This is a genomic window from Pseudomonas fluorescens (assembly GCF_019212185.1).
In the GTDB taxonomy this organism is placed as follows: Bacteria; Pseudomonadota; Gammaproteobacteria; order Pseudomonadales; family Pseudomonadaceae; genus Aquipseudomonas.
This window is the reverse complement of sequence record NZ_CP078138.1, coordinates 529,481-556,260: the sequence shown is the minus strand read 5'-3', so window position 1 is coordinate 556,260 and position 26,780 is coordinate 529,481. Positions and strand designations below refer to the sequence as shown.

Genomic DNA, 26,780 nt, shown 5'->3' with positions numbered 1-26,780 from the left:
TTAGCCTGACGATACAAATTAACCGATGTAGAGGATTGATGCGATGGGCAAGCTTGACACCCCACTGTGCCTTTATCGCTACGATGCCCTGGACCAACTGGTCGGCCTGACGCCCGCACTGCAGGCGAACACTCGGCGGTTTTATGCGCAGGGCAAGCTGACAACGGAGATTCGAGGCCAGGAAAGTCACACAATCATTCAGCACGCCGATCATCTGCTGGCACAGCTACGGCGCCAATCAACAACGGTGCACACCAGCCTGCTACTTGCCGACCGGCAGCGCTCGATCCTGCACATTCTCGATACTCAGGCACACTTGCTCAATTACACGCCCTACGGCTATCGCCCGGCGGAACACGGTACCAGCAGCTTGCTTGAGTTCAATGGCGAGCGGCGCGACCCAGTGACCGGCCATTATTTGCTCGGAAACGGTTACCGCGCATTCAATCCAATACTGAAGCGATTCAACAGCCCGGACAACATGAGTCCGTTTGGTAAGGGTGGGTTGAATCCGTATGCGTATTGTCTGGGGGATCCGGTTAATCACGCGGATCCGACGGGGCATTTTATTGGGGCCATATTCGCGGCACTGTCGACCAAAGCCATAGCGGTAGCCGGAGGAACCTTGTCCGTAGCCGGCGGCTTTATGGCGAAAGCCATGGGTAGTTCCATACGCCCGATATGGACGCAGGCAGCGGCCGCGTCGGCGATCGTTGCTGCCGGAGTCTGGGGAGCAGCAGCCAGCGGTCGTGCGGTAGCACCACTGGCCATACGCCAAATTGCCCAAGGCACGGTTGTTGCGGGACTGGCTGTCACTGCCAGAGCCGCAGCACCTATTGTCAGCGGTATCGCCGAGACTGCAATTACAACCCTGAGACATGTAGACAGGGTTTTCGAACAAGTCGCCTTAAACGAGAGAGTGAAAGCAACTCTACTTTTCGTGAGACAGGCACTGTAACCAACTTGAGCAGAATAAATTCAGTCCGAAGAGGAGTTGTCCCACCAAGGCAACGCTGCGCCATGAACCCATGACGCCGAGTTTGAAACGAGAAGGGTGCCGCGTTGCTCAACCCGCTCCCTATCCGACGCTCAAAGCCAAGTCAACGAGCAGTCAAATCAATCACGCAGCATGATCCGCTCGAAGAAACGTTCAGAAGACCGCCATCATGCTCAAAGTGAAGGCAGTCATAACGCCCGAGGCACTGCGTTGTTTCAGTGCCCAGCGTAATTTCCAACTGATCACTCACACTGAATATCAAAAGCGTACTGGCCGAACTGAAAAACCGTTGCTCGCCCGCCAACCACTGCAACCGCGCACGGTAGCGCTGGGGCGCATAAATCAGGTTGAAGTCGCGAATCGCCCCGCCCAGCAAGGTGCAGGACACCTGGCTCTCGCCACTGAAGGCGAAGGGATCGAGCGGCAGCAAAGGTCGCGTTGCCTGGCCATCGACGTTCAGGGTCATGCCCGCGCCTTGCAGCACGGTGATCACCCGCTGGTAGCCGGCAAAGGTCGAGAAGCCGCCCGACTCGCCGATGTCGGCAATCGACAGGCGCCAGCCAAAGCCATCCAGCCCGGTGCCGGCATCGCGAGTGATTTCTTCGGTGCTGCCGCCGCCGTTTTTCCACGGCATGCGCGGATAGTCGACCGCACGCAAGACTTTCAACTGACTCATGGTTGCCTCTTGTTCTACTTGTGAAAGCGCCCTTCCAGGCGATGACGGGAACCGGGGTGAATCAGACGAGCGGCGGTCACTGGCTGGCGACCCGACCAGGTGCGCCGGCGAATCAACAGGCAAGGCTCGCCTTTTTCGATCTGCAGCAGCTTGCATTCGCTCGACTCGGCGAGGATCGCCTCGACCACGTGCTCGCCTTCGGTCAACGGCGCTACCTGGTTCAGATAGGCGTAGGGCGTTTGCACGGTGAAGTCCTGCTTGAGGTACTCCGGCGCGACCAGCGCGTTGACGAAACGGTCTTCGATTTGCACCGGAATATCGTTCTCGTAATGCACGATCAGCGAGTGGAAAACCTTTTGCCCTTCGCGCATGTCCAGCGCCAGTGCGCGCTCGGAGCCGGCGGCCTCTTCTTCCAGGGTGATCACCTGGCAGGTGTGGCGATGACCGCGTGAAGCGATTTCGTCGGCAATGTTATGCACTTCAAACAGAGCCGATTGGCTTTTCGGTTCGGCAACGAAGGTGCCGACGCCCTGCATGCGCACCAACAGGCCGTCCGCGGTCATCTCGCGCAAGGCGCGGTTGATGGTCATGCGGCTGAAACCCAACTGGCTGACCAGCTCGCTTTCCGACGGCACGCGGTAGTGCGGCGGCCAGTTTCCACTGTCAATCTGCTGGGTGATCATCTGTTTGACGCGGGCATACAAGGGCGCCGGACTGTCGCCCAGGTTGGCACTCAGCGGCGTGTTGGCAGGCGGAGTCGGCACGGGAAATCCTTGTTGAGGGATAAAGGTTGCTAGCTTGCCGGAGTTTACCGGGCAGGCAAACGTCTGTATATGTATATACAAATAACACACGATGGGGTGCCGAACGATGTCCGCCTTCTTTGCCGAGCGCGCGCTACTGCCTAACGGATGGGCCAACCATGTACGTCTTGAGGTCGGCGCCGATGGCCTGCTGACCCACATCCAGGCCGATGCCAGCGCCGAGGGCGCCGAACGCTTGAGCGGGCCGGTGTTGCCGGGCATGCCCAACCTGCACTCCCATGCGTTCCAGCGGGCCATGGCCGGGCTGGCGGAAGTGGCCGGTAATCCGAACGACAGTTTCTGGACCTGGCGCGACCTGATGTATCGCCTCGTCGGAAAAATCAGCCCGCAACAGCTGGGCATCATTGCCCGCCAGCTGTACATCGAGATGCTTAAGGCCGGCTACACCTCGGTCGCTGAATTCCATTACGTGCACCACGACCACAACGGCCAGCCCTACGCCGACCCGGCCGAGCTGTCGTTGCAGATCAGCCAGGCCGCCAGCGCCGCCAGCATCGGTTTGACCCTGCTGCCGGTGCTCTACAGCCATTCCGGTTTCGGTGGCCTGGCGCCAAACGACGGCCAGCGGCGCTTTATCAACAGCACGCAAAACTACCTCGACCTGCAAGCCCGCCTACAGCCGATCCTGGCGAAGCAGCCGGCGCAAAGCCTGGGCCTGTGTTTCCACTCGTTGCGCGCGGTCACTCCGCAACAACTCAACGAGGTATTGGCGGCCAGCGACAAGCAGTGCCCGGTGCACATTCACATCGCCGAACAGCAGAAGGAAGTCGACGACTGCCTGGCCTGGAGTGGCCGTCGTCCGCTGCAATGGCTGTATGAAAACACCGAGGTCGATCAGCGCTGGTGCCTGGTCCACGCGACCCACGCCAACGCCGAGGAAGTCAGCCTGATGGCGAAAAGTCGGGCCATCGCCGGCCTGTGCTTGACCACCGAAGCCAACCTCGGCGACGGCATCTTCCCGGCCGTGGACTTCCTCGCCCAGGGCGGGCGCATGGGCATTGGTTCCGACAGTCACGTGTCGCTGAGCGTGGTGGAAGAGCTGCGGTGGCTGGAATACGGCCAGCGCCTGCGCGACCAGCGGCGTAATCGCCTGTATGGCGCCGAGCAACCGATGGTCGGCCGCACCCTGTACGACGCGGCCCTCGACGGTGGCGCACAGGCCCTGGGGCAACCGATTGGCGCCCTGGAAGTCGGCAAGCGCGCCGACTGGCTGGTGCTCGACGGCAACGACCCCTACCTGGCGACCGCGAGCGGTGACGGGATTCTTAATCGTTGGCTGTTTGCTGGCGGCGATCGCCAGGTTCGTGATGTGCTGGTCAACGGCAAGTGGGTGGTACGCGGCGGGCAGCATGCCGGCGAAGAGGAAAGTAATCGCGCCTTCACCCAGGTGCTGCGCGATTTGCTCGGCTGAAATGCCCGGGGTTGTGGCGAGGGAGCAGGCTCCCTCGCGGCAGCCTTACTTCGAGGTCTGCGCCATGCGTGTGTCCGACACACGCCAGATCAGGCGGGTGGTGTCGTAGCCTTGCTGACGGGCGCGGCTGAGCAATTCTTCACGAGTATCGGCGTTGACTTCCGGCTTGCGCGACAGCAGCCAGAGGTAGCGTCGATTGGGGTTGCCGACAATCGCGGTCTGGTAGTCGTCGCTGACGTACAGCACCCAGTAGTCGCCCTTGACCACGCCCGGCAGCAGGCGGGTAAACCAGTTGTCGAAATTAACCCAAAGCTTGTCAGTCTTGCCCGGTACCTGCGCGACGGCCGTGCCGCGGGCTTCTTCCCACTTCCATTCGGCGGTCAGGCAGCGGTTCAGCACATCGATCTCACCGTTGGGCTTGAGTGAGTAATGGGCTTCGGACTGCGCGCAGTTGCGCTGGAAGTACATCGGCATGCGCGCCAGTTCGTACCACTTGCCCTGATAACGCTTGAGATTGACCTCGCCGGCCGTTTTCGGCGCCAGCGAATCATCGCCATGGGTGGCGCAGCCAGCCAAGATCAGGCTGGCAAAAATAGCTATTACAAACCGCATCATTATTCTTCTCCCGAGGGCGCGTAGCCCCGGATTACTTCAGGCCTTGCCCGGAAAACATCAGCACTTTGTCACCGGCGTACTGCACGCTGATAAAGCTGTTCTTGTCGCCCCAGGTGCAGCTGGACATGCCCAGTGCGCCGGAACAATCGGCTGGTTTGCCGAGCAGGTTTTCCACGTCGGCCTTGGGCATGCCCGTCGACAATTTCGAGTAGTTTTCCTGGTTGACCTTGCTGCACGCGACCAACAGCACGCAAAACGAAAGCAAGGCGATAGATCGCAGCGACATGGTGAAACTCCTGGAAAGAAACGCTGGCATGGCTGCCAACCAGAAGCTTAGAAGAGAAAACCCCCATCTGGTTCCCAGCCCCTGCGGGAATTTCTTGAACGGTCAAATCGGCATTTCCCCGGCAAATCAGCGACTTTTTGCGAGTAATCGGCATTTCGTCGAAATTCGCAAAAGCCGCCTAATCTTTGGCGCCGCGCTGTCGACATAGAAGCTGCGTCAAGCCAGCTGTGACCCTGTGTCGCCCTCTCGTTGATCAGTCCTCCCGCGGTAGCTCCTTTAATGACCAGAAACATGAAATTCAGCCACAAGATCCTGCTCGCTGCTGCCCTGGTGGTGGCCGTCGCATTTGCCTGTTTCATCCTGTTCAACGACTACCGCCAGCGCCAGACCCTGCGTACCAGCACCGAGGCCTCGATGCAGGAACTCGGCAGCCTGACCACCAGCAACATCCAGACCTGGCTGGAAAGCCGCATTCAACTGCTGCAATCGCTGGCGCAGCAAGTAGCCGCCGACGGCCCTGGCACCACTACCCTGCAGCGCGCGGTTGGCTTGCCGGTGTACACCCGTAACTTTCAACTGAGCTACTTCGGCGGTGCCGACGGCGTGATGTACTCGGTGCCGGCCGGCAATCGCGCAGCCGATTACGACCCCCGTAGCCGTGGCTGGTACAAGGCGGCCAACGCTGCCCAGCAGAGCATTGTCACCGAACCCTATGTCGCCGCTTCGTCGGGCAAGCTGGTGATCACCGTGGCCACCCCGGTGCAGCGGCAGAACCAGATGATCGGTGTCGCCGGTGCCGACATCGATCTGGGCAGCGTCAGTTCGATCATCAACTCGCTGGACTTCGACGGCCACGGCCATGCGTTCATCGTCAGCGGTGACGGCAAGATCCTGATCCATCCCGAGAGCAAACTGGTCCTCAAGTCCCTGGGCGATGCCTACCCCGGCAACACGCCGCAGGTGCGGGCCGGTCTGCAGGAAGTCACGGTGGATGGCCGCCGCCAATTCATCTCCTTCACCCCGGTCAACGGCGTGCCGTCGGCTAATTGGTACGTAGCCCTGGTGCTCGATCAGGACACGGCATTCTCAATGCTCAGCGAGTTCCGCACCTCGGCGATCGTTGCCATGCTGATTGCCGTGGTGATCATCATCAGCCTGCTGGGCATGTTGATCCGGGTATTAATGCAGCCGCTGCTGGACATGGGCAGGGCCATGCACGACATCGCCGAAGGCGAAGGTGACCTGACCAAGCGCCTGAGGATTCACGGCCACGATGAATTCGGCACCCTGGGGCTGTCCTTCAACCGTTTCGTTGAGCGCATCCATAACTCAATCCGCGAAGTGTCCTCGGCCACCGGACAGGTCAACGAAGTGGCCCTGCGGGTGGTCAGCGCCTCCAACTCGTCGATGTTCAACTCTGACCAGCAAGCCTCGCGCACCAGCAGCGTCGCGGCAGCGATCAATGAACTGGGCGCTGCCGCCCAGGAAATTGCGCAGAACGCTGCCCTCGCCTCGCAGCATTCCAGCGACGCGCGCGGCCTGGCTGAGGAAGGTCAGCAGGTGGTGGATAGAACCATCGCGGCGATGCAGCAACTGTCGGCACAGATCAGCGATTCCTGCGGCAACATCGAGACCCTGAACAGCAACACGGTGAACATCGGGCAGATCCTCGAGGTGATCACCAGCATCTCCCAGCAAACCAACCTGCTGGCGCTTAACGCCGCCATCGAAGCCGCGCGTGCCGGTGAGGCCGGGCGTGGTTTCGCGGTAGTCGCCGACGAAGTGCGCAACCTCGCCCACCGCACCCAGGACTCGGCGCAGCAAGTGCAGACAATGATTGAGGAACTGCAGGTTGGCGCCAGCGCGGCGGTGAGCATCATGACCGACAGTCAGCGGCAGAGCGAAAACAGTGTCGGCATCGCTAATCAGGCCGGCGCACGGCTGGGCAGTGTGACCCAGCGCATCGGCGAAATCGACGGCATGAACCAGTCAGTGGCCACCGCCACCGAAGAACAGACCGCCGTGGTCGAGTCGATCAATGTCGACATTACCGAGATCAACACGCTGAATCAGGAAGGGGTGGAAAACCTGCAGGCGACCCTGCGTGCGTGTGCCGACCTTGAGCAACAGGCGGCGCGGTTGAAGCAGTTGGTGGGGAGTTTCAGGATCTGAGGTGCCCCTCAAGGGCCTCTTCGCTGGCAGGCCAGCTCCTACCTGGACGTGTGCGATCTGAAGGAGCTGGCTTGCCAGCAAAGCTTTTTCAGAAGCCCGACCCAGGCCGCTTGAGAAACGCCAATTCCTCAGCCGTCGACTCACGCCCCAACACCGCATTGCGATGGGGAAAGCGGCCAAACCGGGCGATGATCTGCTGATGCCGTTCGGCATAGTCGAGGTTATCGGCGAACACCGCGCGATCGGCTTCGGGCTGCTGGTTCATCAACTCGGTAAAGCGCGAGATCGCCTCGTTCTGCACCGCGAGGTGCTCGCAGTGTTCGAATACCAGATAGATGAACACCCGCTGGATCGGCCGTAACGCGCGGTCGAAATCCGCCGCAATGCCCTGCGCTACCAGCTTTTGTGCGCGCAGATCGCCGGAAAAGGCCTTGGGGGTCTCGCGAAAGATCATTCGCGGTAATTGGTCGAGCAACAACACCAGGGCCAGCCAACCTTCGGGACCTTGCGTCCACTCGGTCAATCCGCCGGCCAGTGCCTGTTCCACCAGCTCCCCGAAACGCTCGCGCGCTTCGAGGTCCTGGCTGTCACGCTTGCCGAACCACAACGTGCCCTGTTGCGCCGCCACTGCGTTGGGGTCATCGGCCGAACCGAACCACCACTCAAGCAACGGCTGCCAGGGCGTGGTCATGATTTATTCCTTGTGGTAAGCCGTGATGCGTGCAACTTCCTGCTTCGAACCCAGGAACACTGCAACACGCTGGTGCAGGCCTTCGGGCTTGATGTCGAGGATGCGCTGGTGACCGTCGGTGGACGCGCCGCCGGCTTGCTCAACCAGGAACGACATCGGGTTGGCTTCGTACATCAGGCGCAGTTTGCCCGGCTTCGACGGCTCACGGCTGTCGCGTGGGTACATGAACAGACCGCCACGGGTCAGGATGCGGTGCACGTCGGCAACCATCGCCGCGACCCAGCGCATGTTGTAGTTCTTTTTCAGCGCGCCTTCTTCACCGGCCAGCAGTTCGCCGACGTAGCGTTGTACCGGGGCTTCCCAGTGACGCTGGTTGGACATGTTGATGGCGAATTCCTGGGTAGTTTCAGGAATGCTGATGTTCTCGTGAGTCAGCACGAAGCTGCCCATTTCACGGTCCAGGGTGAAGCCCTTGACGCCGTCGCCCAGGGTCAGCACCAGCATGGTCTGCGGGCCGTAGATCGCGTAGCCGGCAGCGACTTGCTGGGTGCCTGGCTGCAGGAAGGCGTTTTCGTTCAGCGCTTCGTTCTGGCTCAGGTACTCGTTCGGGCAACGCAGTACCGAGAAGATGGTCCCGACCGGGGCATTGATGTCGATGTTCGACGAACCGTCCAGCGGGTCGAATACCAACAGGTACGCGCCTTTCGGGTATTTACCCGGGATCTGGTAGGCGTTGTCCATTTCTTCGGACGCCATGCCGGCCAGGTGACCGCCCCATTCGTTGGCTTCGAGCAGGATCTCGTTGGAAATCACGTCGAGTTTCTTCTGCACTTCGCCCTGCACGTTTTCGGTGCCCATGCTCCCCAGAACGCCGCCCAGGGCGCCTTTGGATACGGCATGGCTGATTTCCTTGCAGGCGCGCGCTACAACCTCGATCAGGAAACGCAGATCGGCAGGCGTGTTGTTGCTACGGGTCTGCTCGATCAAATAGCGACTCAGGGTAACGCGGGACATGGAAGGCTCCGAAGGAATGGGGGCTAAAAACCCGCGCAGTTTAGCGCGAGTCGTCAGGCAATTGCTCATATCAGACGAGATTCGCACAACAGAGTTCATGTGCGGGGTTGAGCGTAGTCCGAAAAAAGGACGTTTGGGTGTACGACAGCAATGTGTTTGCCAAGTCTATGCCGACCTGGCAAACACTGATCAGGACTTGACCGACGGCTTGCGCGACAGGCTGAACGCCATGGCCGCGAGGAACGCCACACTGAGCAGCAACACCGCCCACAGGCCGATTTTTTTCCAGTCAGTTACCGGCGGCGCCGGCGTTAGCACGGCGCTCGGTGCCGTCACCAGCGTGCCATCCTCGACCTGGGCCTGACCGAGGTTTTCCAGGCGTTTTGGATTGAAGTCCGGAATCAGCGTGGCCAACGGCAGACTGGCCGCCTTCACCGTCGGATTGCCGAGGGCCAGGGTATAGGGGCCGGCGCCACGGGCGAGGAACACCAACTGAGTCGAGCGCACCGCGTAGCGCACCATCGGTGCCTGCGCACCCAGGCCACCGCCGCGATCATCCACCGTCAACTTGAGCTGCTGCACCACCTGTCCCGGCAGGGGTAACTGGTCCTGCAGCACATCCTGGCCGTTCTGGCTCAGGCGATAAAGCAAGCCGCTGCTCAACGGCTGCCACGGCAGGCTGCTTTCCCGCCGGCCCGAGAGCAATACCGGGGCCAGGCTGTTGGCTTCATCCAACTGCACCTGCACGCGCTCGACGTTCAATCCCATGGGCAGTTGCCAGCTGTACTCGGCATCCTTGAGCCGATTACCGGACAAAGGCGCGGACCACGCCAGCGGAGCAGGCGGGATACTGGCGTCGAGGCTTTGAACCTGCGCCGACGTCAGCACCGGCGCGCCTTGTGGGGACAGCCACAGCAATCGCAAATAACGCGCGCGCAGGCCAGGCAACTCGACTTCGCGCTGCTCGACTCGCTCGTCGGCAAACGACAGCCGTGCAACCTGCCCCTCGCCCCAGGTCTGCCAATGCTGCAGGTCGTCGCTGGCTTCGATACTGAAACGCTGAAATCCATCCAGTTCACTGGACCAGTCAAGGATCAACTGCTGCAACGGTTTCTTGATCGCACTGGCATCCAGCAGCCAACCGCGACGCACCTCTTCACCGGCCTCCAGTTGGCTGGGCGGCTGGACCTGCACCAGGGTGCCGTTGGCATTGGACTGCACCCGCACGTTCGGCACCGCCGAGCCCGCATCCGCCGCATCGTACAAGGGGAACGCCTTGAGTTCATGCAGCGGCAGGCTTTCACCCACCGCAGGCTGCGCCAGGGTCAGCGAATAGGCCTGCGCCTCACCGGCGGCATTGAACACCCGCAGATCACTGAGATCGGTCTGACGCGCATGCAATTGCACCGCCAACGGCAAATCGAGACGGTACCACGGGCCCTCGCCGCTGAGGGTCAACGGCATTTGGGTGGTGAAATCTGCGGGGCTGTCCTGAGCCTGTGCCGCCAAGGCAATACAGCAGCCCAGGATACCCAGCCAGGACCGGTTCAACATGATGCTCAAGACGACACTCCTTTGGATTCATTGACCGCGTCTTGCGGCCCCGATGTGATTTCGATGCGTCTGGGCGGCAGGGGCGCGAAATAGCCGACCACCAGCAGCAACACACCGACACCGATAAACGACACGATCCGCGCCAGACCGCCGCGGTTACTCAATTCGACAAACAACAACTTGGCCACCACCACGCCAATCAGCGCCGCGCCCACCAGCCAGACCTGGCGACGGCTACGCAGGTGCCCACCAATCATCAGGCCGAGGGCAATCAGGGTCCAGACAATCGACAATCCGGCCTGCACCCGCATCGATTCCAGCAGCGCCTCAAGCTCGTAAGGCACGCCACTCCAGTGGTGCGCCGTGCGCATGACCATCGCGGTGAACAGGGCGAACAGCGAAACCCCGGCGACAATCTGACTGAGCTGGCCTTGGGCGAAGGGCAATTGATCGAGGGTGTTGCGCGACCACAGGTACACGCCAAACAGGCTGAACAGCAGACCGATTTCCAGCGGATTGATCAGCGGTAGATAGGGCAGCGGCTCGGCGCTCCCGTCGCTGGCGATGTTCGCCAGCCAGAACCAGGCAAGCATCAGCAACGCCAGCGGCAAGGCAGCGTATAGCCGGTACTCGCGGCTGTAGTTCGACAGCGGCCACGGCCAGGCACGCGGCACGGCCATCAGCACCAGATACACGCTCGGCACCAGCGCCCAGCCGAGCCAGCGCCAGGCGTTGTACTGCTCCGACAGCACCAGCAGTCCGTAACGCAACTCCAGCACCAGCACCGCGAGTAACAGCCAGCAGCCGAGTACATGGGCGATACTGGCGACGGTCGCCGGCAGCAGGGTCGCCAGCCGCTTCAATGAGAGGAAATGCACGGCGAACAGCAGCGTCCAGACCAGCCAGCCGAAATCGGCGGCCGGGTGGTAGCGCGAATGCCAGGCGCCCAACAACACCAGGGTCGCAGCCGGAATCAACAGCGTGCACAGCACGCCCAGCGCCGGCCATGCCAGACGCAGGGCGAGCCAGGCCCACAGCGCCACGCTGAGCGCCAGCAGGCCGAGCAACCAGGTCGATTGCAGGGACGGCGCGGCGAAATGCAGCACCTCACTACTCAGCGCCAGCGCCCACCAGCCCGCACCCCAGGCCAACAGGCCGTACGAAAGGCGTTGCAGGTCGAGTCCGCTGAATGTATTGGCGTACCGCTGCAACTGCCAGGCCCCCAGCAGCGCGGCCATACCCAACAGCGCTGGCGCCCAGAACCCGGCATGGGCCAGCAACACGCGATCTTCGGCAGCGCCGGCGGCCAGGATCACCAACACACCCGCCAGCAATTGCACCACCAGGGCACTCACCAGCACGCTGCGCGACGGCAGGCGCACGCCCACCAGCAGCGTCAGCAACCCGGCCAGCGCCCAGCCGATCACTGTGCCGTGGCTGAAGAAAAACAACGGTGCCAACAGATAGATGAAGGTCAGACCGGCGCAGGCCAGCACCGGCAGGCCTTTGCGTTCCCAACTGCGGCTGCGCTCAAGGGGCGCCTGGTGCAGTTGCCAGAAGCTGAACAGCAAGGCCACACCAACAAGCAACGCGCCCAGCGTCGAACCGTTGAGCAGGCTGCTGTCGCCCTCGTGCAGTTCGCTGAGAAAGATCAGCGCTGCCCCCAATTGCAGCAGCAAGGCAAAGGCTCGGGCGACGGGTCGCCGTTGACGCAGGCCGAGCCAGTAGATGCCCGCTCCCTCCACGGCCCAGGCTGCCGTGGTCCAGCGTGCATCCAGGCCCAGGGGGATCGCCAGGCTGGTGAAAATCACGCCCAGTGCCAGACAGGTTTGCGCCAGCAACCAGGCCCGTCCGCCGCGCAGGACATACGCCAGGCCCATGTAGAGGAAGCCCAGGACCAGGGCACTGAACGCCGCAGCCAAGGGCAAATGCTGGACCAACGCGAATTGCAGGCCGAAGCCCACCAGTGGCGGACCAAACAGCAGCGTACCGTCGACGTAATCGCCGTTGCGCGCCGACCACTGCAGCAGCGAAGAGCGGTCCTCGGTCTGCGGGACGTCCTGCGCCTCCTGCAATTTGCGCCGGGCATACAGCAGGCCAATGGCCAGGTACATCAGAAAAAAGCCGATCAGAAACGGCTCGGTGCTGGCCAGCAGGTCCGGCGTGTAGGCGCGCAAGCCCCATGTGAATCCAATGCCGAAGGTGCCGACGAAGCCGATCACGTTCAGCAAGCGCCAGGCCTTGAACCAGGCGATGGCGAGGATGCCGGCATTGAGCAGCAGGAAATAACTGAACAGCGCGACATGGCTGCCGGCGCCGGTAGAGGTCAGGATCGGCGCGGCAAATCCACCCAAGGCGGCTGCGCAGGCCAACGCCAGGGAATCCTGCTTGATCGCCAGCAGCGCCGAGAACAGCGTGACCGCCACCAACAGTCCGAGAGCCGCCGTCGGATCGAGCAAGGGGTGCAAGCGCATGGCGGCGAATACGGTGAGGTACAGCACGCCGATCCCGGCACCTTGCAGAATCAGCGCGTAGTCAGGGTTGCGCTGACGCAGCCACCAGCCCAGGCCCATCAGCGCCAAAGCGGCCAGGGCGACCCCGGCATAGCGCACTTCCAACGGCACCACCATGCCTTCGGTGGCATAGCGCAGCAGAAACGCCAGGCCGAAAAACAGCAGCACCACGCCGACTCGCAGCACGGTGTTGCCGCCCAGCAGCCAATTGCGTGCTGCGTTGATGCCGCGTTCGATCAGGTTCGGGCCACGCGGGGCGGCTGGCTGCTCGGGCTCGCGAGCGATCCAGTGGTCGACCGGCGTCGGTTGCGGCTCGAGTTCAGGGGGTAGTTCCCAGACCAGCTCTGGCGCGGCTGGCTCGGAGCTTGTCGAGGCGACAATCTGCGGCTCGGCAACGGGCGCCACGCGCTCGCCGCCGGCTTCTAGAAGCGCCAGACGCTGCTCGACCGCACCCAGCGCGACCTGCGCCAGATGCAATTGGCGTTGCTGCTCGGCGGCTTGCCCGCTCAAGCGTTTGATTGCCAGCACCTGGCCAATGCCCAGTCCAATCAGCGCGCCCACAAAGGCGTCGCTGAGGGACTCATCCAGCAGCCAGCCCAGCACCAGGCCAATCAGCATGTACGTCCATTGCATGGTCGATATCCCTAAGCACTGAAGAATCCAGTAAAACCGGGGCCCAGTATATCGATCCGGCCCAACAAACGCTGGGCCTGCAACAGATTTATCCTGACTGCTACTCCAAGGCTTTCCAGATTTGCGTGGCGTACTCGCGGATGGTGCGGTCAGACGAGAACCAGCCCATTCGCGCGCTGTTCAGTACAGCAGAACGCCACCATTCGTTATCGTTATGCCAAAGACTCTCGACGCGCATCTGCGCCGCCCAGTAGGAATCGAAATCAGCACAGACCAGGAAACGGTCGTAGTCGATCAGCGAATCGATCAGGCCGGTGTAGCGCGCCGGATCGTCCGGCGAAAACACCCCGCTGCGAATCGCTTGCAGCACGTCGTTCAAGCGATGGGAGGCGGCGATATCAGGGCCGGCATGGAACTCATGATTCTGTTTGCGCGCTTCGACCTGCTGCGCGCTGAGACCGAAAATGAACATGTGCTCGGCGCCGATGCGTTCGCACATTTCCACGTTAGCGCCGTCCAGGGTGCCGATGGTCAATGCACCGTTGAGGCCGAACTTCATGTTGCTTGTACCCGAGGCCTCGAATCCGGCAGTGGAGATCTGCTCCGACAGGTCCGCCGCCGGGATGATGCTCTCCGCCAGGCTGACGTTGTAGTTGGGCAGGAACACCACTTTGAGCAGGCCGCGCACGGTCGGGTCGTTGTTGACCGTGCGGGCGATGTCGTTGGTCAACTTGATGATCAGTTTGGCCTGGTGATAACTGGCGGCCGCCTTGCCGGCGAAGATTTTCACCCGCGGCACCCAGTCGGTTTCCGGCTCGGCACGGATCGCCTGATACAGGGCGACGGTGTGCAGCAAATTGAGCAACTGGCGTTTGTACTCGTGAATCCGCTTCACCTGCACGTCGAACAGCGCCGCCGGGTTGACCGCGATGCCCAAGCGCTCGTGAATCAGGTAGGCCAGCGCTTTCTTGCTGTGCAGCCGTTGCTCGGCGAACTGCTTGCGAAACGCCGACTTCTCGGCGAACGCTTCCAGGCCGACCAACAGTTCCTCGGGGTTATCCAGCAATTCAGGGCCCAGGGCATCGACCATCATCGAAGTCAGCTCGGGGTTGGCCTGGTACAACCAGCGCCGGAACGTAATGCCGTTGGTCTTGTTGTTGATCCGCTCCGGGTACAGCTTGTGCAGTTCCGAGAACACCGTGCTGCGCATCAGTTGCGTATGCAGGCCAGACACGCCGTTGACGCTGTGGGAGCCAAGGAATGCCAGATTGCCCATGCGCACGCGACGGCCGTTGTCTTCCTCGATCAGCGACACCGCGCGCAACACGTCGAAATCATGAATACCCTTGGCCCGCAGCGAATCGATGTGTTGAGCGTTGATGAGATAAATGATCTGCATGTGCCGCGGCAGCATCCGCTCCATCAATCCTACCGGCCAGGTCTCCAGCGCCTCGGGGAGCAAGGTGTGGTTGGTGTAGGACAGCGTATCGACGGTGACCTGCCAGGCCGCGTCCCATTCCACGTCGTGCACGTCGACCAGTTGCCGCATCAATTCGGCCACGGCAATCGAGGGGTGAGTGTCGTTGAGCTGGATCGCCGCATGATCGCCCAGGGTCAGCACCGAGGTATGCATGTTGCGATGGCGGCGCAGCAGGTCCTGCAGCGAAGCGGCAACGAAGAAATATTCCTGGCGCAGGCGCAATTCCTGCCCCGCCTCGGTGCTGTCGGCCGGATAAAGCACTCTGGAGATGCTTTCCGCACGTGCCACTTCCGCCACTGCACCCAGGTGGTCACCGGCGTTGAAACGCTCCAGATGCAAATCTTCGACCGCTCGCGCCCGCCACAGGCGCAGCGTGTTGACGCTGGCACCGCGCCAGCCGACTACCGGCGTGTCATAGGCCACCGCCCGCACGGTCTCTCCAGGTGTCCAGACCTGTTTGGTCTTGCCGCTGGCATCGGTGAGGGTCTCGACGCTGCCACCAAAGCCGATTGGATAAATCACCTCTGGCCGCTCGAACTCCCAGGGGTTACCGAAATCCAGCCAGTGCTCGGTCTGTTCCTGCTGCCAGCCGTCGACAATCGCTTGGCGGAACAGCCCGTGCTCGTAGCGAATGCCGTAGCCGTGACCGGCGATGCCCAGGGTCGACATGCTTTCCATGAAGCACGCAGCCAGGCGCCCCAAGCCGCCGTTGCCCAACGCCGCGTCGGGTTCCAGCAGGCGGATGCGCTCCAGATCGACACCCAATTCGGTCAGTGCCTCGCGGGCGACGTCGAGCAAACCGAGGTTGCTCAGGCTGTCGTAAAGCAGGCGGCCGATGAGGAACTCCAGCGAGAGGTAATACACCCGCTTCTGGCCCTTGCGGTAGATTTGCCGCGTATGGTCCATCCAGTGCTCGACCATGTGATCACGCGCCGCCAGCGCGATGGCCTCGAACCAGTCGTGATCGAAGGCGTGATCAGGGTCTTTGCCGACGGCGTACGTCAGTTTGGTCAGGACGGCTTCGCGGAACGCAGCCACCTCGGCTTCGCGAACAAGTGGTTCTTGAGTCATCGATGAGACCTCGGGAGCATGGAATTGTCTGAGCCTAGACGGTCTGACAGACGGTAGAGGCATGGGTTCGGCAGTTTTTCCAATGGGTGCGAGTCAGTCGCGAATGTGAGGCTGTTGACGGTAAATGGATGCAGGGGTCGTGCCGGGGTTTGCGGGCATTCGGCCGGGATAAAAAAAATCTGGCGAAAGGTTGTTCAAAAATCCACCAGTCCCGGTATGATCGCGCGCCCTGATACACGCTGGATATTGCCCATGATGAAGCCCACCCTGATCGCTGCCGCGGAGATCGACCGTCTCGATACCTGGGCCAAGTACTCCGCCCCCATGTGTGGCGCCTGCATATCCAGCTGCTGCACGCTGCCGGTCGAAGTGAAGATCAAGGACCTGATCCGCATTGGCATTGTTGATGAGTTCGAAATGGGCGATCCCCCGAAAAACATCGCCAAGCGCCTGCAGAAGGAAGGGATAGTCGAGCGCTTCAACCAGCGCACCGAGATCTTCACCATCCAGCGCATGAGCAACAACGATTGCTACTACCTGGATCGTAAATCCCGTCTGTGCACTATTTATGAAAAGCGCCCCGACACCTGCCGCAACCACCCGAAAATCGGCCCGCGTCCAGGTTATTGCGCTTACAAGCCCAAGGAAGTGGAGCGCCAGAGCAATAGCCGGCGGACCCTGGACAAGTTCTGACCCAGAGATAGCAGCCCCAGCGGTGTGCCTGACATACCGCAAATACCCCAAAAAAAACGCCCCCAACCTTGCGGTCGGGGGCGTTTTTTGTGGCGGGTTAACTAAGTGACTTAGTTAGCCTTGGCCTTCTTGGCAGCGCGGGTACGCTCGCTCTCGTCAAGAATTTTCTTACGCAGGCGAATCGATTTTGGAGTCACTTCACACAACTCATCGTCCTGGATGAATTCCAGAGCCTGTTCCAGGGTGAAGCGAACAGGTGGAACCAGAGCGATGGTTTCGTCTTTACCCGAAGCACGCATGTTGTCGAGCTTCTTGCCCTTGGTAGGGTTGACGCCCAGGTCGTTGTCACGGCTGTTCAGGCCAACGATTTGACCGTTGTAGATTTCCTGACCGTGTTCAACGAACAGCTTGCCACGAGCCTGCAGGGTTTCCAGGGAGTAGGTCAGCGCCTTGCCGGTTTCAACCGAAACCAGAACGCCGTTCTGACGGCCGGACATGTCGCCCGACTTCATCACGTCGTAACGGTCGAAGATCGAGGTCAGGATGCCAGCACCGTTGGTCAGGGTCAGGAACTGGTTACGGAAACCGATCAGACCACGAGCAGGGATGTTGTATTCCAGACGCACACGGCCTTTGCCATCCGGCACCATGTTGGTCAGGTCGCCTTTACGCAGACCCATCTCTTCCATCACCTTGCCCTGGGATTCTTCCGGCAGGTCGATGGTGACGTTTTCGAACGGTTCGTGCTTCACGCCGTCTACCAGACGGATGATCACTTCCGGACGGCCTACAGCCATTTCGAAGCCTTCGCGACGCATGGTTTCGATCAGTACCGAGAGGTGCAGCTCACCACGGCCGGAAACCTTGAACTTGTCAGCCGAGTCGCCTTCTTCAACGCGCAGTGCAACGTTGTACAGCAGCTCTTTGTCCAGACGTTCCTTGATGTTACGGGAAGTCACGAACTTGCCTTCTTTACCGCAGAAAGGCGAGTCGTTTACCTGGAAGGTCATGGAAACGGTTGGCTCGTCAACGGTCAAAGGCTTCATCGCCTCGACGGTGTCAGGGTGGCACAGGGTGTCGGAGATGAACAGCGAGTCCATGCCGCTGATGCACACGATGTCGCCAGCTGCTGCTTCTTCAACGTCGATGCGGTGCAGACCGTGGTGACCCATCAGCTTCAGGATACGACCGTTGCGCTTCTTGCCGTCGGCGCCGATAGCCACTACCGGAGTGTTTGGCTTGACGGTACCACGGGCAATACGGCCAACACCGATAACACCCAGGAAGCTGTTGTAGTCCAGAGCGGAGATTTGCATCTGGAACGGACCGTCACGGTCAACGGACGGCGCTGGTACGTTGTCGACGATCGACTGGTACAGCGGGGTCATGTCTTCAGCCATCTCGGTGTGGTCCAGACCGGCAATACCGTTCAGGGCCGAGGCGTAGACAACTTTGAAGTCCAGCTGTTCTTCGGTGGCACCCAGGTTGTCGAACAGGTCGAATATCTGGTCCAGAACCCAGTCCGGACGTGCGCCTGGACGGTCAACCTTGTTGATGCAGACGATCGGACGCAGGCCGGCTTCGAAAGCCTTTTTGGTCACGAAACGGGTTTGCGGCATAGGGCCGTCTTGAGCGTCAACCAGCAGCAGAACGGAGTCGACCATCGACATTACGCGCTCTACTTCGCCGCCGAAGTCGGCGTGGCCCGGGGTGTCCACGATGTTGATGTGGTAGCCGTTCCAGTTAATGGCGGTGTTTTTCGCCAGAATGGTAATACCGCGCTCTTTCTCCTGGTCGTTGGAGTCCATCACGCGCTCGTCGTTGAGCTCGTTGCGCTCCAGGGTGCCGGATTGGCGCAGGAGTTTGTCTACCAGGGTGGTTTTACCGTGGTCAACGTGAGCAATGATGGCGATGTTGCGTAGATTTTCGATCACTTGTGTATCTCGATCAGAGGATTCGGTGTGCTGACAAGTCTTGGCAGCGATTTACAGTAGAGTCAGGCCATGCCGTTACAGCTTGACGGCAGAGTCGGGGGGCCGGTGACGCAGGCCACAGGCAAACAGCCCCGGGCTCTTAGCTCGGTCGATAAACGCGCACATTGGCATGCCCCTCACTGAGCAAATGGTGGGCATGCAGGCGACTCATCACGCCTTTGTCGCAATACAGCAGGTACTGGCGAGTAGGGTCCAGTTCCTTGAAACGAGCGTTCAGTGCATAAAACGGCATCGTTTGTACCTCGACGCCAGCCAGCGCCAGCGGGTCATCCTCGGCGGCATCCGGGTGACGGATGTCGATGACGATCTGACCGGCCAGCGCTTCGCTGACTTCTTCAATCTGCAAGTCCTGGCCCAATTCGTCGATCACCCGATCGATTGGCACCAGCTTGGCGTTCTCGAGCGCTCGCTCAAGGACCGCCATGTCGAATTCTTTCTCTTCGTGCTCAACGCGATGGCGTTTGGCAGCGGTCTTCGGGTTCACCGAAATGACCCCGCAGTACTCCGGCATGTGCCGGGCGAAATCGGCGGTGCCAATCTCGATGGCGGTATCGATGATGTCCTGCTTGTGACTGGCGATCAGCGGGCGCAGCACCAGCTTGTCGGTCACGCAATCGATCACGTTCAGGTTCGGCAGCGTCTGGCTCGACACTTGGGAGATCGCCTCGCCCGTGACCAGCGCATCAATGTGCAGGCGGTCGGCGATTCGTTCGGAAGCGCGCAACATCATACGCTTCAATACTACGCCCATATGACTGTTATCGACTTTGCCGAGAATTTCGCCGAGCACTTCCTCGAACGGCACACTGACAAATAACACGCGTTGCGAGCTGCCGTACTTCTTCCAGATGAAATGCGCGACTTCCATCACGCCCAATTCGTGGGCACGACCACCCAGGTTGAAGAAGCAGAAATGCGCCATCAGGCCGCGGCGCATGATCTGGTAGGCCGCGACAGTGGAGTCGAAACCGCCGGACATCAACACCAGGGTCTGCTCCAGCGCGCCCAATGGATAGCCGCCGATGCCGTTGTGCTGGCTGTGAATGACGAACAACCGTTGGTCGCGAACTTCGATTCGGACTTCGATTTCCGGCTTTTTCAGGTCAATCCCGGCAGCGCCGCACTGACGGCGCAACTGGCTGCCGACATATTTCTCGACGTCGATCGAGCTGAACGGGTGCTTGCCGGCACGCTTGCAACGTACCGAAAAAATCTTCCCGGCCAGGGCATCGCCGTAGTGCTGCTTGCACTTGGCGACGATGTCGTCGAAGTCACCCAGCGGGTACTCGTCGATCTGCAGGAAGTGTGCGACGCCCGGCGTGCAGCTCAGGCGCTCGGTCATGTCCTTCAGGGCTTTGGGGTCAGTAACGTGGGTTTCCAGTTCGAGGTTGTCCCACACGCCGTTCACCACCACGGCCGGGTCCAGGTCACGGAGCACGGCACGGATGTTCTTGGCCAACTGACGGATGAAACGCATCCGTACCGGGCGGCTTTTGATGGTGATCTCGGGGAAGACTTTTACGATTAGTTTCATGAAAACAGCGCGCGCTGGGCCAGCCGAAAAAGGGGGGCGCGGATTATAGCGGAAATTGCTCAAGGTTTAACCAATTAATCTGCATCAGGTTTGCAATGCACCAAAACGGTTCATTTGCACCTTTGCGCGCTACATTAGAGGGCGCGTTTTTGCCGATTCAGGCCATTTGCACCTTTATAAGGGTGATTTTGGGGCGAAAAACCCATGCTGGGGCACTGGCATGCAATTTGCTCTCTTGTGAGGCAGGTTGCCTTGGCAGAGTATTCGCGCCGGCATCACCCACATTACTTAGGGCATCCACTACTCAAGCCCGAAGCCACCCGGAGGACACTATGTCGAAGTCGGTTCAACTCATCAAAGATCATGACGTTAAATGGATTGATCTGCGCTTCACGGACACCAAAGGCACTCAGCACCACGTGACCATGCCGGCTCGCGATGCGCTGGAAGACGACTTCTTCGAAGTCGGCAAGATGTTCGACGGTTCCTCCATTGCTGGCTGGAAAGGCATCGAAGCCTCCGACATGATCCTGATGCCGGTTGATGACACTGCTGTCCTGGACCCGTTCACCGAAGAGCCGACCCTGATCCTGGTCTGCGACATCATCGAACCTTCGAGCATGCAAGGTTACGACCGCGACCCACGTGCGATCGCCAAGCGCGCCGAAGAGTACCTGAAGGCCACCGCCATCGGTGACACCGTATTCGCCGGTCCAGAGCCAGAGTTCTTCATCTTCGACCAGGTCAAGTTCAAGTCGGACATCTCCGGCTCGATGTTCAAAATCTACTCCGAACAAGGTTCGTGGATGTCCGACCAGGACGTGGAAGGCGGCAACAAAGGCCACCGTCCAGGCGTCAAAGGCGGCTACTTCCCGGTTCCGCCGTTCGACCACGACCACGAAATCCGTACCTCCATGTGCAACGCACTGGAAGAAATGGGCCTGACCGTTGAAGTTCACCACCACGAAGTGGCGACTGCTGGCCAGAACGAAATCGGCGTCAAGTTCAACACCCTGGTGAAGAAAGCCGACGAGACCCAAACCCTGAAGTACGTGGTGCACAACGTTGCCGACGCCTACGGCCGCACCGCTACCTTCATGCCGAAGCCACTGTACGGTGATAACGGTTCGGGCATGCACGTTCACATGTCCATCTGGAAAGATGGCAAGAACACCTTCGCAGGCGAAGGTTATGCCGGCCTGTCCGACACCGCCCTGTACTTCATCGGCGGTATCATCAAGCACGGTAAGGCGCTGAACGGTTTCACCAACCCGGCGACCAACTCCTACAAGCGTCTGGTACCAGGCTTCGAAGCTCCGGTAATGCTGGCCTACTCGGCTCGTAACCGTTCCGCTTCGATCCGTATTCCTTACGTGTCGAGCCCGAAAGCCCGCCGTATCGAAGCACGCTTCCCGGATCCAGCTGCCAACCCATACCTGTGCTTCGCCGCACTGCTGATGGCTGGCCTGGACGGCATCCAGAACAAGATCCACCCTGGCGATGCAGCTGACAAAAACCTGTACGACCTGCCGCCTGAAGAGGCGAAAGAGATCCCACAAGTTTGCGGCAGCCTGAAAGAAGCCCTGGAAGAGCTGGACAAAGGTCGTGCGTTCCTGACCAAAGGCGGCGTGTTCTCCGATGACTTCATCGACGCCTACATCGCCCTGAAAAGCGAAGAAGAAATCAAAGTGCGCACCTTCGTGCACCCACTGGAATACGAGCTGTACTACAGCTGCTAATCCAGTGACGCCAGCACTCGCGGCGTGACTTGAAAGAGGCCTTCTTCGGAAGGCCTTTTTTTATGGAAAGTTCCGACGTAGCGAACCTGCCGCGCCTGCGGTATTCACAGCTGCATCTGGCAGCCAGAGCAAGACCCAATCAGTAAGCTTCTCCCCCCTTTCGCGAAACGTCCTGCAGTCGACGTCATCCAATCAATGGAAGCGCCGTTCAGCTTTGCGCACTATATTGGTGCGATAGGTTGCACTAGCTAACACCTTGAAACCCATTTTGGTTCATCAATGCTTTACGGACGTAGCAAAACGCCACGTAAATGAACCTGAAACGCCCATTTCAGAGGGCTAACTGCTTCTTTTCGGAGCCTTGGTTTGGTTTTTGCATTTTCTTTGTAACAGCGCTTTTTTCTCGCGCGCGACTGCTCCAAAAGAGGTCCTAATGACCATCAGCGACGCACTGCACCGCTTGCTACTCGACAACCTGACGACCGCTACCATCCTGCTCAATGCCGATCTGCGCCTTGAGTACATGAACCCGGCGGCGGAAATGCTCCTGGCCATCAGCGGCCAGCGCAGTCATGGGCAGTTCATCAGCGAACTGTTCACCGAGTCGACCGAAGCCCTGAACTCGCTGCGCCAGGCAGTCGAGCAGGCGCACCCGTTCACCAAGCGCGAAGCCCTGCTTACCGCCCTGACCGGCCAGACCCTGACAGTCGATTACGCGGTCACGCCGATCCTCAGCAATGGCGCCACGCTGTTATTGCTTGAAGTCCACCCACGGGACCGGCTGCTGCGCATTACCAAGGAAGAGGCGCAACTGTCCAAGCAGGAAACCAGCAAAATGCTGGTGCGCGGCCTGGCCCACGAAATCAAGAATCCATTGGGCGGGATTCGCGGCGCCGCACAGCTGCTGGCGCGCGAACTGCCCGAAGAAAGTCTCAAGGACTACACCAACGTCATCATCGAGGAAGCCGATCGCCTGCGTAACCTGGTGGATCGCATGCTCGGCTCGAACAAGCTGCCATCGCTGGCCATGTGCAACATTCACGAAGTGCTGGAGCGCGTCTGCAGCCTCGTCGAGGCGGAAAGCCAAGGCTGCATCACGCTGGTGCGCGACTACGACCCGAGCATTCCAGACGTGTTGATCGACCGCGAGCAGATGATCCAGGCGGTACTCAATATCGTGCGCAACGCGATGCAGGCCATCAGCAGCCAGAACGAACTGCGCCTGGGCCGCATCACCCTGCGCTCGCGCGCCATGCGCCAATTCACCATCGGCCATGTGCGCCATCGCCTGGTGACCAAGATCGAGATTATCGACAACGGTCCGGGCATTCCCGCGGACCTGCAGGAAACCATCTTCTTTCCCATGGTCAGCGGCCGTCCGGACGGTACCGGGCTGGGCCTGGCCATTACCCAGAACATCATCAGCCAGCACCAGGGCCTGATCGAGTGTGACAGCCACCCAGGCCACACCACGTTCTCGATCTTTCTGCCACTGGAACAAGGAGCCACATCGACATGAGCCGTAGTGAAACCGTGTGGATCGTCGATGACGACCGTTCTATCCGTTGGGTCCTGGAAAAAGCCCTGCAACAGGAAGGCATGACCACCCAGAGCTTCGACAGCGCCGATGGCGTGATGAGTCGCCTGGCGCGCCAGCAACCGGACGTGATCATTTCCGACATCCGCATGCCCGGCGCCAGCGGCCTGGACCTGCTGGCGCGGATTCGCGAGCAGCACCCACGGTTGCCAGTGATCATCATGACCGCTCACTCCGATCTGGATAGCGCTGTCGCGTCCTACCAGGGTGGCGCCTTCGAATACCTGCCCAAGCCCTTCGACGTCGACGAAGCGGTATCGCTGGTCAAGCGCGCCAATCAGCACGCCCAGGAACAGCAAGGCCTGGAAGTGGCCCCGACCCTGACCCGCACCCCGGAAATCATCGGCGAAGCGCCGGCGATGCAGGAAGTGTTTCGCGCCATCGGGCGCTTGAGCCACTCCAACATCACCGTGCTGATCAATGGTGAATCCGGCACCGGCAAAGAGCTGGTCGCCCATGCCCTGCACCGCCACAGTCCGCGTGCGGCCTCGCCGTTCATCGCCCTGAACATGGCGGCGATTCCCAAGGACCTGATGGAGTCCGAGCTGTTCGGTCACGAGAAAGGCGCATTCACCGGCGCTGCCAACCTGCGGCGCGGGCGCTTTGAACAGGCGGACGGCGGCACCCTGTTCCTCGATGAGATCGGCGACATGCCGGCAGACACCCAGACCCGTTTGCTGCGGGTGCTGGCCGATGGCGAGTTCTACCGCGTTGGCGGCCATGTGCCGGTCAAAGTCGATGTACGAATCATCGCCGCGACCCACCAGAACCTGGAAACCCTGGTGCACGCTGGCAAATTCCGTGAAGACTTGTTCCATCGCCTGAACGTGATTCGCATCCATATTCCGCGCCTGTCGGACCGTCGTGAAGACATTCCGACCCTGGCCAAGCACTTCCTGGCCCGGGCCGCACAGGAGTTGGCGGTCGAACCGAAGCTGCTGAAAAACGAAACCGAGGAATACCTGAAGAACCTGCCTTGGGGCGGCAACGTGCGCCAGCTGGAGAACACTTGCCGCTGGATCACGGTGATGGCTTCGGGTCGCGAAGTGCATATCAGCGACCTGCCACCGGAACTGCTGAACCTGCCGCAGGATTCTGCACCGGTCACCAACTGGGAACAGGCCTTGCGCCAATGGGCCGATCAGGCTTTGGCCCGCGGCCAGTCGAGCCTGCTCGACAGCGCCGTCCCGGCCTTCGAGCGAATCATGATCGAAACCGCCCTCAAGCACACCGCTGGCCGCCGCCGCGATGCTGCCGTACTGCTGGGCTGGGGCCGCAACACCTTGACCCGCAAGATCAAGGAGCTGGGGATGAAGGTCGATGGCGGGGATGATGACGAGGCGGATGAGGGCTGAATGAGGGCCCCTGTGTAGGAGCTGGCTTGCCGGCGAAGGAAGTTGATGCGGTGTCGCTGATGATCCCTTCGCTGGCTTGCCAGCGAAAACAAAAAGCCATGCACCGCATCAATGCACCGCGAACCGCAATCGCGCACGGCAGTTGAACTGAAACCCCACCGACAACGCCACCCAACTCGAAGATCTTCAAACCCAAAAGCCCCGTACTCCGGGGCTTTGCGCTTTCATCTGAAATTTTTTTGCACAACTTGAGCGTTCTGGCACGCGCCCTGCAATAACTCCATCACTACCCAGTTTCGGGGACCTTGGTACAGGCAGGCCGAGGATTCCCCTCTTTACACCGGGGCTTGCGACGCAAGATGCAACCCCCTCCCGTTTTGGGGACCTTGGTACAGGCAGGCCGGGGATTCCCTCTTTTATTGCTCCTGGAGATGGATCTCCAACCGCCAGCGATCATCCTCCTCGCTGCCGGCCCATTCGCCCTTCAGCGGACGGGCCGCCACCAGCGTCAGCAACAACCCCTGGTCACTCTTGCGCACTCGCCAATTCACGTCACGCTGATTGAGCCTGAGCTGTCCCTTGGCGGACTTGCCCTGCGCATCGAACAGCAGCGCCACCGTCCCGTCGATCTGCTCGCCGTGAATCTTGGGTTCATTGTTGAACCACACCACCAAGCCATCGTCCATCACGTCGACCTGCTGCAACTCAGTCGGGTCCGGCGTGGTCAGGCGGCCGATCATCAGGCCCACCATCACCCCGACAATCGCCAACGAACCGATCACCCGCGGGAATAGCTTCGATCGCAAGTCCACTTCAGGCGTAGAATGCCGCCTGTCTTTACCTTCGGAGCCGTGCATGTTTCACGTCATCCTTTTTCAACCGGAAATTCCACCGAATACCGGCAACGTTATCAGGCTCTGTGCCAACAGCGGCTGCCACCTGCATTTGATCGAGCCTCTGGGCTTCGAGATGGATGACAAGCGCCTGCGCCGGGCCGGCCTTGACTACCACGAGTACGCCACGCTGCAGCGCCATGCCGATCTCGCCAGCTGCCTGGAAAGCCTGGGCCAGCCGCGGGTGTTCGCCTTCACCACAAAGGGCTCGCAACCCTTCCACGACGTCAGCTTCGCCGAGGGCGATGCGTTCCTGTTCGGCCCGGAAAGCCGTGGGCTGCCTGCCGAAGTGCTCGACGCTCTGCCAGCCGGCCACCGTCTGCGCCTGCCGATGCGTGAGGGCTGCCGCAGCCTGAACCTGTCGAATACCGTAGCGGTCGCGGTGTATGAAGGTTGGCGCCAGCTGGGCTTCAAGTAAGCTTTTTCGCCGGACCAAAACAATCGCGGGCGAGCCCGCTCCCACAGGTTTTGCACAATCCTGTGGGAGCGGGCTCGCCCGCGATGGTGTCAGCCGCGCCGTTTATTGAACGGTCTGCGTGCCTTCCTGCTGCATACGCTGCACTTCCTGCGCATACAGCGCATCGAAGTTCACCGGAGCCAGCATCAGTGCCGGGAACGAGCCGCGGGTCACCAGGCTGTCCAGGGCTTCGCGAGCGTACGGGAACAGGATATTCGGGCAGAACGCGCCAAGGGTGTGGCTCATCGAACCCTGGTCGAGGTTCTTGATCAGGAAGATACCGGCCTGCTGGACTTCAGCGATGAACGCCACCTCGTCACCGTTCTTCACGGTCACCGACAGGGTCAGCACCACTTCATGGAAGTCGTCTTCCAGAGCTTTCTGACGGGTGTTCAGGTCCAGACCGACGCTCGGCTCCCATTGCTGGCGGAAGATCGCCGGGCTTTTCGGGGCTTCGAATGACAGGTCACGTACGTAGATGCGCTGCAAGGAGAATTGCGGTGCATTTTCTTCTTCTGTAGCAGCGGTGTTCTGTTGGTCAGTCATCGCAGATCCTTCTTGATCCAGGGGTCTTTTAGGTT

Annotated in this window: 21 protein-coding genes and 1 pseudogene; 9 read left to right on the top strand and 13 right to left on the bottom strand. The window is 60.5% G+C overall.

Annotated elements, in window-relative coordinates; all coding sequences use genetic code 11:
• Nucleotides 1-43: 43 nt before the first annotated feature.
• Nucleotides 44-958, top strand: a complete 915-nt coding sequence (locus KW062_RS02410) for an RHS repeat-associated core domain-containing protein (RefSeq protein ID WP_105754065.1) — start codon at nt 44-46, stop codon at nt 956-958.
• Between the two features lie 142 nt (nt 959-1,100).
• Here the strand turns inward: KW062_RS02410 and KW062_RS02405 are convergent, their stop codons facing one another.
• The gene (locus KW062_RS02405) at nt 1,101-1,673 is read right to left on the bottom strand and encodes a HutD/Ves family protein (RefSeq protein WP_105754066.1); all 573 of its coding nucleotides are present in this window, start codon (nt 1,671-1,673) and stop codon (nt 1,101-1,103) included.
• 14 nt (nt 1,674-1,687) lie between these two features.
• Nucleotides 1,688-2,356, bottom strand: a complete 669-nt coding sequence (gene hutC / locus KW062_RS02400; protein ID WP_256351103.1) for a histidine utilization repressor — start codon at nt 2,354-2,356, stop codon at nt 1,688-1,690.
• A gap of 187 nt (nt 2,357-2,543) precedes the next feature.
• Here hutC and KW062_RS02395 point away from each other — a divergent pair, with 187 nt between their 5' ends.
• Nucleotides 2,544-3,908 (top strand): formimidoylglutamate deiminase, encoded by a 1,365-nt coding sequence (locus KW062_RS02395; RefSeq protein ID WP_105754067.1) that lies wholly within the window; start codon nt 2,544-2,546, stop codon nt 3,906-3,908.
• A gap of 45 nt (nt 3,909-3,953) precedes the next feature.
• Here the strand turns inward: KW062_RS02395 and KW062_RS02390 are convergent, their stop codons facing one another.
• Both KW062_RS02390 and KW062_RS02385 read right to left on the bottom strand, forming a co-directional pair.
• Complete coding sequence (locus KW062_RS02390; RefSeq protein ID WP_027617381.1) at nt 3,954-4,523, bottom strand: lipocalin family protein; 570 nt, start codon at nt 4,521-4,523, stop codon at nt 3,954-3,956.
• Nucleotides 4,524-4,554: 31 nt separating this feature from the next.
• On the bottom strand, nt 4,555-4,809 hold the full coding sequence (locus KW062_RS02385; RefSeq protein WP_027617380.1) for a hypothetical protein: 255 nt from the start codon (nt 4,807-4,809) through the stop codon (nt 4,555-4,557).
• 279 nt (nt 4,810-5,088) lie between these two features.
• Here KW062_RS02385 and KW062_RS29370 point away from each other — a divergent pair.
• Nucleotides 5,089-6,123 (top strand): annotated as a pseudogene (locus KW062_RS29370) (HAMP domain-containing protein); the annotation flags it as partial.
• Nucleotides 6,124-6,216: 93 nt separating this feature from the next.
• Nucleotides 6,217-6,981: a methyl-accepting chemotaxis protein gene (locus KW062_RS29365; RefSeq protein ID WP_442102623.1), complete on the top strand. Its 765-nt coding sequence runs from the start codon at nt 6,217-6,219 to the stop codon at nt 6,979-6,981.
• Nucleotides 6,982-7,069: 88 nt separating this feature from the next.
• Here KW062_RS29365 and KW062_RS02375 read toward each other — a convergent pair whose 3' ends face one another.
• The 5 genes from KW062_RS02375 to KW062_RS02355 all read right to left on the bottom strand — a co-directional run bounded on the left by KW062_RS02375 (nt 7,070) and on the right by KW062_RS02355 (nt 15,937).
• On the bottom strand, nt 7,070-7,672 hold the full coding sequence (locus tag KW062_RS02375) for a DUF924 family protein (RefSeq protein ID WP_027617378.1): 603 nt from the start codon (nt 7,670-7,672) through the stop codon (nt 7,070-7,072).
• Nucleotides 7,673-7,675: 3 nt separating this feature from the next.
• Nucleotides 7,676-8,686 (bottom strand): class 1 fructose-bisphosphatase, encoded by a 1,011-nt coding sequence (locus KW062_RS02370; RefSeq protein ID WP_027617377.1) that lies wholly within the window; start codon nt 8,684-8,686, stop codon nt 7,676-7,678.
• Between the two features lie 189 nt (nt 8,687-8,875).
• On the bottom strand, nt 8,876-10,249 hold the full coding sequence (locus tag KW062_RS02365) for a DUF3999 domain-containing protein (RefSeq protein WP_027617376.1): 1,374 nt from the start codon (nt 10,247-10,249) through the stop codon (nt 8,876-8,878).
• On the bottom strand, nt 10,246-13,386 hold the full coding sequence (locus KW062_RS02360) for a DUF2339 domain-containing protein (RefSeq protein ID WP_105754069.1): 3,141 nt from the start codon (nt 13,384-13,386) through the stop codon (nt 10,246-10,248). Before KW062_RS02360 ends, KW062_RS02365 begins: the two co-directional genes overlap by 4 nt.
• A 100-nt stretch (nt 13,387-13,486) precedes the next feature.
• Nucleotides 13,487-15,937, bottom strand: coding sequence for a glycogen/starch/alpha-glucan phosphorylase (locus KW062_RS02355; protein WP_105754070.1), 2,451 nt, complete (start codon nt 15,935-15,937; stop codon nt 13,487-13,489).
• Between the two features lie 252 nt (nt 15,938-16,189).
• Between KW062_RS02355 and KW062_RS02350 the strand changes: the two genes are divergently transcribed.
• Entirely contained in the window at nt 16,190-16,630 is a 441-nt protein-coding gene (locus KW062_RS02350; protein ID WP_027617373.1) for a YkgJ family cysteine cluster protein, read from the top strand.
• Between the two features lie 110 nt (nt 16,631-16,740).
• Here KW062_RS02350 and typA read toward each other — a convergent pair whose 3' ends face one another.
• Nucleotides 16,741-18,564 carry a translational GTPase TypA gene (gene typA / locus KW062_RS02345; RefSeq protein WP_027617372.1) on the bottom strand — a complete coding sequence of 608 codons (1,824 nt, stop codon included), beginning with the start codon at nt 18,562-18,564 and terminating at the stop codon, nt 16,741-16,743.
• A gap of 139 nt (nt 18,565-18,703) precedes the next feature.
• Nucleotides 18,704-20,158, bottom strand: coding sequence for a tRNA uracil 4-sulfurtransferase ThiI (gene thiI / locus KW062_RS02340; protein ID WP_027617371.1), 1,455 nt, complete (start codon nt 20,156-20,158; stop codon nt 18,704-18,706).
• A 332-nt stretch (nt 20,159-20,490) separates the two neighbouring features.
• On the opposite strand from thiI, the gene glnA reads away from it, so the two are divergent.
• From glnA to ntrC, 3 genes are all read left to right on the top strand, one after another.
• Nucleotides 20,491-21,897 (top strand): type I glutamate--ammonia ligase, encoded by a 1,407-nt coding sequence (gene glnA, locus KW062_RS02335; RefSeq protein ID WP_027617370.1) that lies wholly within the window; start codon nt 20,491-20,493, stop codon nt 21,895-21,897.
• Nucleotides 21,898-22,330: 433 nt separating this feature from the next.
• Nucleotides 22,331-23,416 carry a nitrogen regulation protein NR(II) gene (gene glnL, locus KW062_RS02330; RefSeq protein ID WP_027617369.1) on the top strand — a complete coding sequence of 362 codons (1,086 nt, stop codon included), beginning with the start codon at nt 22,331-22,333 and terminating at the stop codon, nt 23,414-23,416.
• Nucleotides 23,413-24,849, top strand: a complete 1,437-nt coding sequence (gene ntrC, locus KW062_RS02325; RefSeq protein WP_105754071.1) for a nitrogen regulation protein NR(I) — start codon at nt 23,413-23,415, stop codon at nt 24,847-24,849. The genes glnL and ntrC overlap by 4 nt, the downstream gene beginning before the upstream one ends.
• A gap of 416 nt (nt 24,850-25,265) precedes the next feature.
• Here the strand turns inward: ntrC and KW062_RS02320 are convergent, their stop codons facing one another.
• Nucleotides 25,266-25,706 carry a hypothetical protein gene (locus KW062_RS02320; protein ID WP_105754072.1) on the bottom strand — a complete coding sequence of 147 codons (441 nt, stop codon included), beginning with the start codon at nt 25,704-25,706 and terminating at the stop codon, nt 25,266-25,268.
• Here KW062_RS02320 and KW062_RS02315 point away from each other — a divergent pair.
• On the top strand, nt 25,705-26,160 hold the full coding sequence (locus KW062_RS02315; RefSeq protein WP_027617366.1) for a tRNA (cytidine(34)-2'-O)-methyltransferase: 456 nt from the start codon (nt 25,705-25,707) through the stop codon (nt 26,158-26,160). The two genes, KW062_RS02320 and KW062_RS02315, sit on opposite strands and share 2 nt — an antisense overlap.
• Before the next feature lie 102 nt (nt 26,161-26,262).
• Here KW062_RS02315 and secB read toward each other — a convergent pair whose 3' ends face one another.
• Nucleotides 26,263-26,745 carry a protein-export chaperone SecB gene (gene secB / locus KW062_RS02310; RefSeq protein WP_027617365.1) on the bottom strand — a complete coding sequence of 161 codons (483 nt, stop codon included), beginning with the start codon at nt 26,743-26,745 and terminating at the stop codon, nt 26,263-26,265.
• Nucleotides 26,746-26,780: the final 35 nt, after the last annotated feature.